Origin of the sequence: uncultured Microbacterium sp., assembly GCF_963521695.1 — a bacterium.
Taxonomy (GTDB): domain Bacteria; phylum Actinomycetota; class Actinomycetes; order Actinomycetales; family Microbacteriaceae; genus Microbacterium.
This window is the reverse complement of sequence record NZ_CAUQWC010000134.1, coordinates 1-9,468: the sequence shown is the minus strand read 5'-3', so window position 1 is coordinate 9,468 and position 9,468 is coordinate 1. Positions and strand designations below refer to the sequence as shown.

The 9,468-nt window shown below is 67.5% G+C and carries 11 protein-coding genes; 8 read left to right on the top strand and 3 right to left on the bottom strand.

Translation table 11 applies throughout. From position 1 onward, the window contains the following. Nucleotides 1-120: 120 nt before the first annotated feature. The 3 genes from RWP81_RS10720 to RWP81_RS10710 all read left to right on the top strand — a co-directional run bounded on the left by RWP81_RS10720 (nucleotide 121) and on the right by RWP81_RS10710 (nucleotide 4,620). Nucleotides 121-885 carry an SGNH/GDSL hydrolase family protein gene (locus RWP81_RS10720; protein ID WP_314455943.1) on the top strand — a complete coding sequence of 255 codons (765 nt, stop codon included), beginning with the start codon at nucleotides 121-123 and terminating at the stop codon, nucleotides 883-885. Between the two features lie 339 nt (nucleotides 886-1,224). Further along, complete coding sequence (locus RWP81_RS10715; RefSeq protein WP_314455941.1) at nucleotides 1,225-3,570, top strand: trypsin-like serine protease; 2,346 nt, start codon at nucleotides 1,225-1,227, stop codon at nucleotides 3,568-3,570. 237 nt (nucleotides 3,571-3,807) lie between these two features. Further along, nucleotides 3,808-4,620, top strand: a complete 813-nt coding sequence (locus RWP81_RS10710; RefSeq protein ID WP_314455938.1) for an SDR family NAD(P)-dependent oxidoreductase — start codon at nucleotides 3,808-3,810, stop codon at nucleotides 4,618-4,620. A 16-nt stretch (nucleotides 4,621-4,636) separates the two neighbouring features. Here the strand turns inward: RWP81_RS10710 and RWP81_RS10705 are convergent, their stop codons facing one another. Next, nucleotides 4,637-4,807: a hypothetical protein gene (locus RWP81_RS10705; RefSeq protein WP_314455936.1), complete on the bottom strand. Its 171-nt coding sequence runs from the start codon at nucleotides 4,805-4,807 to the stop codon at nucleotides 4,637-4,639. A 69-nt stretch (nucleotides 4,808-4,876) separates the two neighbouring features. On the opposite strand from RWP81_RS10705, the gene RWP81_RS10700 reads away from it, so the two are divergent. The 3 genes from RWP81_RS10700 (at nucleotide 4,877) to RWP81_RS10690 (ending at nucleotide 6,843) form a co-directional block, all read left to right on the top strand. After that, nucleotides 4,877-5,359, top strand: a complete 483-nt coding sequence (locus RWP81_RS10700) for a hypothetical protein (protein WP_314455935.1) — start codon at nucleotides 4,877-4,879, stop codon at nucleotides 5,357-5,359. Between the two features lie 76 nt (nucleotides 5,360-5,435). After that, entirely contained in the window at nucleotides 5,436-5,804 is a 369-nt protein-coding gene (locus RWP81_RS10695) for a hypothetical protein (RefSeq protein WP_314455934.1), read from the top strand. 190 nt (nucleotides 5,805-5,994) lie between these two features. Continuing rightward, on the top strand, nucleotides 5,995-6,843 hold the full coding sequence (locus RWP81_RS10690; RefSeq protein ID WP_314455933.1) for a hypothetical protein: 849 nt from the start codon (nucleotides 5,995-5,997) through the stop codon (nucleotides 6,841-6,843). Nucleotides 6,844-6,892: 49 nt separating this feature from the next. On the opposite strand, the gene RWP81_RS10685 is transcribed toward RWP81_RS10690, so the two are convergent. Further along, a complete protein-coding gene (locus RWP81_RS10685; protein WP_314455945.1) occupies nucleotides 6,893-7,399 on the bottom strand; it encodes a Pr6Pr family membrane protein in 507 nt (168 codons plus the stop codon). Between the two features lie 469 nt (nucleotides 7,400-7,868). Between RWP81_RS10685 and RWP81_RS10680 the strand changes: the two genes are divergently transcribed. Further along, nucleotides 7,869-8,120: a hypothetical protein gene (locus RWP81_RS10680; protein ID WP_314455931.1), complete on the top strand. Its 252-nt coding sequence runs from the start codon at nucleotides 7,869-7,871 to the stop codon at nucleotides 8,118-8,120. A gap of 354 nt (nucleotides 8,121-8,474) precedes the next feature. On the opposite strand, the gene RWP81_RS10675 is transcribed toward RWP81_RS10680, so the two are convergent. Continuing rightward, nucleotides 8,475-8,804: a helix-turn-helix domain-containing protein gene (locus tag RWP81_RS10675; protein ID WP_314455929.1), complete on the bottom strand. Its 330-nt coding sequence runs from the start codon at nucleotides 8,802-8,804 to the stop codon at nucleotides 8,475-8,477. Nucleotides 8,805-8,876: 72 nt separating this feature from the next. On the opposite strand from RWP81_RS10675, the gene RWP81_RS10670 reads away from it, so the two are divergent. Continuing rightward, a partial coding sequence (locus RWP81_RS10670; protein WP_314455928.1) for an NAD(P)H-dependent oxidoreductase occupies nucleotides 8,877-9,468 on the top strand: 592 nt, incomplete at its 3' end.

Genomic DNA, 9,468 nt, shown 5'->3' with positions numbered 1-9,468 from the left:
CCGAGGGGAGCAGGCGTGCACGCCCACCCCATCGAGCGTCCACAACACGCCGCACGACCGCGGCGCGCGCGGCGTGTCCTGGACACTCGACCAGGGATCGGGCCCGCGTAGGCTCGGAGCATGGCATCCGTGCGCTACGTCGCGATCGGCGACTCGTTCACCGAAGGGGTCGGCGACGAACTGCCCGACGGCACCGTGCGGGGGTGGGCCGACCTGGCGGCCCAGGGATGGGCGGATGCCGCGGGCGAGCCGATCCGGTACGCCAACCTCGCCATCCGCGGCAAGCTCATCGAGCCGATCGTCGAGCAACAGCTCGAGCCGGCGCTGGCTCTGAAGCCGACGCACCTGTCTTTCAACGGCGGGGGCAACGACATGCTGCGCCCGCGCGCCGACCTCGACCGCATCGTGGGGATCTTCCAACACGTGCTGCGCCGCTGCGATGAAGAGGGCGTGCAGCTCATCGTGCTGTCGGGGGCGAACCCGTCGGCGGGCCTGCCGCTCGGACGCGTGCTGCAGACGCGGGGCGATCGGCTGTCGAGCGCGGTCGAGAAGCGACTCGAGGCGCGCGCCGACATCATCACCGCCTACAACTGGTTCGACCGCGACCTGGCGGGCGGAGAGTTCTGGTCGGTGGACCGCCTGCACATGAACACCCGCGGACACCATCGAGTGGCCGCCCGCGTCATCGAGGCGGTCGGGCTCACCCCGCCGCCGGAGTGGTGGCGTCTGCGCGAGATCCCCGAGATCGAGCGGCTGAAGGGCACGGCCTACTACCGTGAGCACGTCGGACCGTGGGTGCGCCGGCGCCTCGCGGGCACCTCCTCGGGCGATGGCCGCGCGGCGAAGTTCGGTGGAGGCTGGGTCACGCTCTCACCCGGGGCATGAGACCCGATCGCCGCCGCTCCTGCCGTCTCGTCTCACCGGGAGGGATGTCGGGGGAGTGACCGACGACATCAGCGGCCCGCCCGTGATGCGGCACGAGTGGCCTGGGAGCGAACGATCGAGTGCATCGTCACGTCTCCGGATCGACGCTCGGGCGATGCTGCTCGAGGACGGGTTCATGGCGCGAGTTACGGGTGAACCCGCAGGGATCGAAAGTGAAGTTCCGGGATCGAGCGCTTGCCGCTTGCGCGGCGTTCTTAAGGTGCATACATGAGATCGGTGTCCGCGGAAGCGCTGCAGGATTCGTCATGGATGAAATCACGTTCCCCCGAGGGGATGGCCGTGTCGATTCAGAAGTGGGGGGTCGCGGCGATTGCGACGCTGTCGCTCTTGCTCAGCTCGCTGACGGGTATCCCCTCCGCTCACGCCATCGAGGGCGGGCAGGAGATGTCGGGGCAGGTCCCGTGGGTGGTCTCGTTGACGCTTCAGGATGCGAAGGGCCAAGACGTCGCCGAGTGCACCGGCACCCTGATCTCACCGACCTTCGTGCTGACGGCAGGACACTGCCTCCGCCCACCGGCCACCCAGGCGTTGGTCTTCGTATCTCCGAAGCTTTCCGAGACCAAGAGGTCCTTTCGCTCCAAGCGAGTGGTGCGGTCTGACGCGAACGATGTCGCGCTCGTCGAACTAGCCGAGGCGACACCACGCCAGACCTACCCGAAGTTGTCGACGATGCATGAGGACTCCGCCGCCATCATGTACGGGTTCGGTTTGACGGCGTCGGACGGCAAACCCGAGTCCGAATCAACGTGGCCGAATGTCAAGTCCGCGGTGCAGTCCTTGACCGGGGAGGTATCCAACCTCTCGATCGCACCGTCGTGGGAAGGTCTTACGAACGGCTTCTACAAGGGTCTGTTCCTCAACAGGGAGATCATCGGCACGAGTGACGACGGTCATGCCCTGCCGGGCGACTCCGGCGGCCCCCTCGTGCAGTTCGGCGCGATCACGGGCGTCAGTTCTCTTATCGGACTCGCTAGCACGCTCCGTTACAAGCTCGGCCTATCGAGTAGGGCCGGGACGACGCTCTTCGCGTCGCTCACGCCGGTACACAATTGGATCCTCGCGCAGACGAACCTCACCGACGCCGACATCTCCGCCGACTACCCAACGAGGACGATCAAGAGTGTCGACATCCTCGGAAATGGTCGATGGCTGGAGAGCCGAAAGCAGCCCTATGGCACCGTCACGGCCACGTTCACCGAAAGCGGCGCCAACCTTCCGACGTTCGACCTCCTCTTCGATACGACGGGCGCCTTTCAGATCCGCGATGCGAACGGGAAGTGCCTGACGTTGAACTCTCGGCCTTTCGTCACGGATGCAGGCCTGAGCGCATTTGGCAACCAGACCACGTTCGGACCCTGCGATTACCTCGACCCGAAGCAGAAGTTCGCACTCCGCAACCCCGAGGGCGACGGGTCGGTCCGCACGAAATACACGATCGCCAACTCGACATCGAAGCTATCGCTCATCGCATCCCACACCGATGTCCAGGCGTCCACGTCGAGCGCCGACAGCATGATCATCCAGTCCGAGTCGGGAGAGAATGCCGCTGCCCTGGCGGCCTACGCCGCCCAGCGAGCCTCAGGACCAGGACGAGCCAAGCGCGATACGTCCGCAGCTGCGTCGCGCATAATCCTTCAGGTCCCGGGCAAGGGGAGCCTGGATCTTCCGTCGCTGCCCTCAGGAGTCCACCCTTCCACGATCCAGACGGCTACGCAGAATGGGCAGTCATCTGCGTACGTTCTCGGCGACGACGGAAGAGTCTATGTCACCGCCTCTTCCGGTCCGGCGAACTCAACCTTCACGCCCTGGGCGCAACGTCCGCAATCGGGGATCACACAGATCGCCGCAGCGACATCCGGCACTGGCGCGGTTTACACCGACGGCGCCAGCATCTACACAACCGCGACCGGGAAGCTCCCCGCACTTCCCGCCCCGACCAACGTCGGCCAGATCGCGATGACGGCGGGAGGCGGTCGAACCTTCGTCTACGCCTTGGGTTCGAACGGCGTGCTCTACCGGTTGGTCGACGGCGGCGCGTGGACGACGATCAACTGGAGCGTTGGGACCATAGCGGCGTCCGAGACGGATGCGGCGATCGCCTACATCGTCAACGGGCAGGTCATGTACTCCTGGCCGTCCGGAGGGGCCGGTTTGCCCCCGCTTCCGGCGACAGCGGGAATCGCCGATGTGCGCCTTTCCACCGACGGCGCGACCTCGTCCTTATACGTGTTGGGGCTCGACGGGGTCGTTTACCGGAGTGACGCAACCGCCCAGCGCGCGACACAGCCCAGGACCTTCTCGGCATGGGCCGCGCAGGAAGGCCAGGGGATCATCGGCATGCGCACAGCGACCGGGAACGGGAACGCCGTCTACACAGACGGAAAGAAGGTTTATTCGACGATGAACGGGTCGACAAGTCTCCCGCCACTCCCGTCCGATGTGACCCTGACCGGCGTCGCCCAGGCCGGTCCCGTCGTATACGCGCTCACGACCAGCGGAAGAATCCTCGGCTACACGCAAGGGAGCAACGGCTGGCTCGAACAGGGGCTCGGAAATCTGTCCGCGGACTACCTCAGCGTCTCGCAGACCGACGGGTCGGCTGCGCATATAGACCATGCGAGGTGACGACATCTGGAGCCGTGCAACGGCGACTGCTGGTTGATGCGGTTGCGCAGATCAGCATCTCTGTTCGAGCGTGCGGCAAGGGGCAGTTCGTCTCGGCGGAGGTGTCCGAAGCACGCCTGATAGATGAGGTCGGGCTCCGGCCCGGTGAGAGCAGACACCTCCCAGGGATCCCCTGCGAGAACCACCAGAGCGAACCCCGCACACCGCGCCCACGGGTTCGAGGAGCAGGATGAACACATGACTCTCGGTCTCGTCACCGGCACCTCCAGCGGAATCGGCCTGCACACGGCCATCGGACTCGCGCTGTCGGGGGTCGAGGTGGTCGCCACCGTGCGCGACGCCTCGCGCGCCGACGCGCTGCGCTCCGCGGCATCCGAGGCGGGTGTCGAGCTCGACATCCGATCGTTGGACGTGACGGATGCCGCCGCAGCCCGGGCCCTGATCGAGGCGGTGGGTCCCCTCGACATCCTCGTCAACAACGCCGGCCGCGGCGCCGTGGGCACGCTCGAGCAGCTGAGCGACGCCGACTTGCAGGAGCAGCTCGAGACGAACTACCTCTCGGTGGCTCGCCTGACACGCCTTGTGCTCCCGGGCATGCGCGAACGCCGCAGCGGCCGGATCGTCACCGTCACGAGCGTCGGGGGAGCGGTGGGACAGCCGTTCGCCGACGCCTACTGCGCCGCGAAATTTGCCGTCGAGGGACTCATGCAGTCACTCGCCCCCGTCGTCGCGCCGTTCGGCGTCGACGTGGCGATCGTCGAGCCCGCTGCGGTGGCGTCGTCGTTCACCGACTCGGTGCACCGCACGGAGCCCGGCCCCTACGCGCAGGAGCAGCAGGCGTATCTCGACCGCACGGCGACTGCCTTCGCGTCGGCGCAGTCGGCGGAGGACGCAGCGAAAACGGTGGTGGAGGCCGCGACCACCTCGGCGCCGCGGTTCCGCTGGCAGACATCGGATGCCGCAGCGCGCTTCGCAAGCCTTTCGCTCGCCGACCTCGACGGCTCGCGGGTGCTGTCGGTCACCTCGGGGTGGGTACGGCCGGGGGAGTGACCACGACCCGCGGGGGTCAGCGGCGCCGAGTCACCCGAGCGAGCCACTCCCTCACACGGCGCGTCTGACGGTCGGTGTAATCGTTCGAGAGGCGCAGCGCCTCATCGGAGATGTCGGCGCCGGCCTGCATGTTCGCGATGGCGCGGAGCGCGCGTTCCTCCTGTGTCTCGCCGTCCTCGTCGGGCATGGACCCAGCATAACGGCGGGGGTTCCTACGAAGTTGGCCGGGTATGTGGTCGAGCGCTAGCATCCGGTCATGGATGACTGGGGCGACTTCAACCTCGCGCTCGTCGGCGCGACGGCCGCTCTCGCGGGTCTCGTGATCGTCGCCGCCAGCGTCAACATCGCCGAGATCGTGAAGGCGCCGGCGCTGACCGCGCGCCTCGGGACGGCCATCTCGGCCCTCGTGCTGGCGCTCGTTGTCAGCGCGCTCGGGCTCGCCCCCGACCTGGACGGCGTGGTCTATGGCGCCGTCGCGGTGCTGGCATCCCTCATCGCTGCGACCTTCGCGGTTGACGCCGCCCGCCGGATCACGGCCGATCGCAGCCCGCTGAACCGGCTACGCGGTCTGAAGAGCGCGCTGGGGTTTCTCGTTCCCGCCGCGTACGCCGTGGGCGGCATCCTGATGATCTCGGGGTCGGTGGCCGCCGGAACGGCCGCCTTCGCGTTCGGGGCGTTGCTCTCCATCATCGTGGCCCTGATGATCTCGTGGATCGTGCTCGTCGAGGTGCTGCGGTAACACGTTCCGCCCTTCCGCGCGCTCCGGCTCCACGCGTGGCGCGTACCCCGTCGCGTGAGTTCGATATTGTGCAGAAATGCCCCACGACATCGACACCTCACCGCGCGGCCCGTGGGGCTGGATCGGCGTCTGGGTGCGCGAAGAGAAGTTCTGGCGCGACATCGGCGCGCGTGTGCTGGCCGGTGTCGTCACGGCCGCCATCGTCTACGCAGGTGCCCTCCTGCTCGGGTACCTGCATACTCCGGAGATCGGCGCGGGTCTCCTGCTGGGGCTCGGCATCGTCGCGTGCGGCGGCCTCCTCGCGGGGAGCGTGACCCTCGTGCGCAGCGCGCGAGCCCGGAGGAAAGCGGCGGGTGCGGGCGGCACGCGCGTCGTGCTGGCGGTCGTGCTGCTGTTCGCGGCGATCGCCATCGCGACGGGGGTGGCGACCGACGTGCTGCGCTGAGTGGACTGACCTCGACCGTGGTCGACTCGGGCGATGGGGACGCCGCCGATACCGACGCGGCGTCTGTCCACCGCGGTCGCACGCCGCGACGGGGAGGGCCTCCACCCGCGTGCGGGGCGCACCCTTTCACACTCTCATCGCGCCGGCCACCACGTATGGTCCTTGGGATAGCCTCGCCTAGCGTCGTGGTATGACCCAGAAGATCACGCATCGCAGGCTCGTTCTCCTCGGGGCAGTGGCCACGGCCACGCTGGTTCTCGCGGGCTGCACCGGGGGAGCAGACGCTGCCTCCCCCTCCACGAACGCCGCGCCCACGGCATCCGCCGACCCCAGCGCGTCGACACCGGATGCCACCTCCGCAGTCGCCGTTCCCACCGAACAGGCCGCGGCCGTCGTCGAGGAATACCTCACGGCGATCCAGGCCGAGCAGTATGGCGAGGCTTATGCGCTATTGACCGACGAATCCCGCGCCTTAGCCGGTTCCGAGGCGCAATTCGCTGAGTCGGCCGTGTACAGCATCGTCCGATCCGAGGAGGCAGCGGGGTACCTCGGCACCGGCGGCACCATCGAGGCGGGACCAGGCCCCGCCGAGGGCACCGTCCTCGTGACGGCCGTCAGCGACCGCATCGCGGACGGGTGGCTCGTCCGTGACACGGGCGCAGGGTTGCGCATCGACGACGCCGGCGTGCCGTCGACCGGTGCCAGCCCGTACGAGTGGGTGAACCCCGCGTCGGGGCCGGAGGATGTGCGCGACTCGGTCGCCGTCGACCCGGCGGCTCCCGCCGCGCTGATCTTCCGCGACCTGGCAGCCGAAGCAGGAGTGGAGGGTCCCGGACTCGTCGGCTTCCCGTCCACGATCACCGCGTATCTCGGCACGGTGGAGGTTCCCGCCTCGTCGGCGATGAGTGATCTCCAAGCGCGCTGGGACATCGCGTGGGAGGCCTCGGCGCCCTCCACCGAGACGCAGCCTCTGACCGTTGCCTGGGAGGTCGAACCGGGAACCTGGCGCACCAGCACGACGGCCGTCTATACCGAGTAGCGGCGGCATCGGCTCGTCGACGCTCGCGTGCCGCCGTCAGACGGAACGATCAGGCGGCCGTGGCAGCGCGGAAGACAGGGAGCCGCGAAGCCAGCGAGAGCAGAGCCGCAACCGCGACCAGTGCGCACGCGAGCAGGGCGGAATAGGCCACGACGCCGACATAGCTTCCGACCCACTCGGGGTCGAAGAACACATACGGGTACCAGTTCAGTGCACGCCCGCGCACGGAGGTCAAAATCGCATAAGCGAATGGATAGAGGAGTGCCCAGAGCGACACCCGAAGCCGCAATCGTCGTCGGCCGGGAAGGAGGAGGTAATCGAGGATCGCATAGACAGGCACAACGAAGTGCAGGACCTTGGACGACATCGGCACGAGGAACGTGAAGTCACCGAGCCCGGCCGTCTCGATCAATATTGCGAAGGTGACGCCGGAGATGACGAGGTAGCTTGTGACGATGACACGAAGCGTCGTCAGCCAGGCTCGTTCCGGGAGGCCGAGAACCGTGCAGACGATGAGCAGGGCGGTGAGGAGGGCGAACGCGATGTTGGATTGAATCGTAGTAGCTCAGCAAGTTCGTGGCTCGACAGGTATGGGTGGCAAAGATGCAGTCGGCTCGAGAGATCAACGCCCACCCCGTGACGACGAGAGCTGTCAGGCGGGCACACACGACGATGACGCGAACCGCGGGACCGGACGCGCGAGGATCCGTCCGATGAGAACGCGGTACTCCCGTCGGTCCGTCCCGCACCTGCCCCCACACGGGTCTGAGCCTAGGCGAAGCCTCGTCGCCCTCGGCGTCATTGCCGTGACCCTGTCACTTTCCGGCTGCATGCCTCCTCCCTCAACGCCCACCGCACCGACGGCCACCCCCGCTCCGACCACCGGGCTGGGTGGGTACGACGACCTGGCTCGAGCCTGCGCGGCCATGACTGACGATGTGATCACGCTTCGTACGATCAGGGGCTCCGCAGAGATCGGCCTCGATCAGGAGGGTGCTGAAGCGATCCTCACGAGACTGGGGGAGATGAGGTCGCTTGCCCCCTCGACGCTGAGCGATGACTACCGTGCCGTCGAACGCGCAATCGAACGTCTGATCTTCGAGATCGACGCCCCGCCCACGACAGGGCCGTCCGGTCGTGCATCACCCGCGCCGGGCCCCACCCCGACGAGGACACCGACGTCCACACCGGCCGCGCACGCCTCGGTGTCCGACCTCGTCGATTCCGCCGCCGGCGAAGTGAAAGCGTGGTTGAGGGACAACTGCGACGACGTGTGACCGGTCTGCCGCGCTGAAGCCGCCCATGGATACCGGTAGCGCGATGCCCCACGCTGACGGCTGTCACGCCCGTCTCACCTCTTTCTCCGAAAGAGGAGGGTCAGGGGAGGGGAGCGTGCGAATGGTCGCGCGCCGAGGTCGTCGATATCGCGCAAGCCAGGGAGGAGATCGGACCGTGTCGCCGACCGGGGAGGAGATCGGACCGTGTCGCCGACGCAAACTGACATAATGTGCATTATCGGCGATACCATCAGCCGGCATCGACCCGCGTTGCAGCACTCATATCTCGACCGCGTCATGGATGCCCTCACTCCGCGGGTCGACGGTCAGGCCTGACGCAGCGGGAGCGAATGCTCAGCGTCTGGCGAGATTGTCTTCGGCCCACTCGCCGAGCTGACCCAGGATCGGAATCAGACGGCATCCGGCGTCCGTCAGAGCGTACGTCACCGCAACGGGCGGCCCGGCGTCGACGCGGCGGTCGAGCAAGCCGGTCTCGGTGAGTTCGGTCAGCCGATCCGACAGAACGGCGTCGCTGATCCCGGCCACCGCGCGCCGCAGACCTGAGAACGAGAGCTCCCCCTGGCCCAGGACATCGAGGATCATGCCGTTCCACCTCTTGCCGAGAACGGAGAACGCGTGAGAGACCGCTGCGTCGCAGTGTCGCGCGTCATGATCTTCGGCCATGACTCCATCCTAGGTGTGCTAGCTTTCACAAAGTCACTTTGTTTTTCATAGTCACTCTGATCGGAGAAGCGCATGACCCTGTTCCGTCTCGATGCCAGCATCCTGCCCGCCACCTCTGCCAGCCGCGAGCTCGGCGACCTCGTCGAGGCCGAATGGCTGGCCGCGCACCCGTCATCGACGGTCGTCCGCCGCGACGTCGCCGCCGATCCGATTCCCGCCACCGCCTGGCGCAACTCCGTGACCTCGGGCTTCACCCCCGCCGATCAGCACACCGACGGCCAGCGCGAGGCCATCGCCCTCCGCACACGTCTCGCCGACGAGCTCATCGACGCCGACGCCCTCCTGTTCACGGTGCCGCTCTACAACTACGGCGTCTCGCAGCACGTCAAGACGTGGTTCGACCTCGCCTACACCGACCCGCGCATCGATCCGCAGGGCACGGCGCTGCGTGGAAAGGCCGCCACCCTCGTGACCGTCCTCGGCGGCAACTACGAGCCCGGCAGCCCGAAGGAGGGCTGGGACCACTCGACCGGGTGGCTCCGCCGCGTCTTCGAAGACGTGTGGGGGCTCGACCTCACCGTCGTGCACCGTCCCTTCACCCTCGTCGGGGTGAATCCCGCGCTCGACGCCTTCACCGACGTCGCCGCCGGACTGACGACGGATG

What these genes read in the sequence shown, in the direction of transcription:
- RWP81_RS10700 (WP_314455935.1), top strand. Translation starts at nt 4,877, where the DNA reads ATGGATGACTGGGGCGACTTCAACCTCGCGCTCGTCGGCGCGACGGCC.
- RWP81_RS10705 (WP_314455936.1), bottom strand. Translation starts at nt 4,807, where the DNA reads ATGCCCGACGAGGACGGCGAGACACAGGAGGAACGCGCGCTCCGCGCC.
- RWP81_RS10720 (WP_314455943.1), top strand. Translation starts at nt 121, where the DNA reads ATGGCATCCGTGCGCTACGTCGCGATCGGCGACTCGTTCACCGAAGGG.
- RWP81_RS10695 (WP_314455934.1), top strand. Translation starts at nt 5,436, where the DNA reads ATGCCCCACGACATCGACACCTCACCGCGCGGCCCGTGGGGCTGGATC.
- RWP81_RS10680 (WP_314455931.1), top strand. Translation starts at nt 7,869, where the DNA reads ATGAGGTCGCTTGCCCCCTCGACGCTGAGCGATGACTACCGTGCCGTC.
- RWP81_RS10690 (WP_314455933.1), top strand. Translation starts at nt 5,995, where the DNA reads ATGACCCAGAAGATCACGCATCGCAGGCTCGTTCTCCTCGGGGCAGTG.
- RWP81_RS10675 (WP_314455929.1), bottom strand. Translation starts at nt 8,804, where the DNA reads ATGGCCGAAGATCATGACGCGCGACACTGCGACGCAGCGGTCTCTCAC.
- RWP81_RS10710 (WP_314455938.1), top strand. Translation starts at nt 3,808, where the DNA reads ATGACTCTCGGTCTCGTCACCGGCACCTCCAGCGGAATCGGCCTGCAC.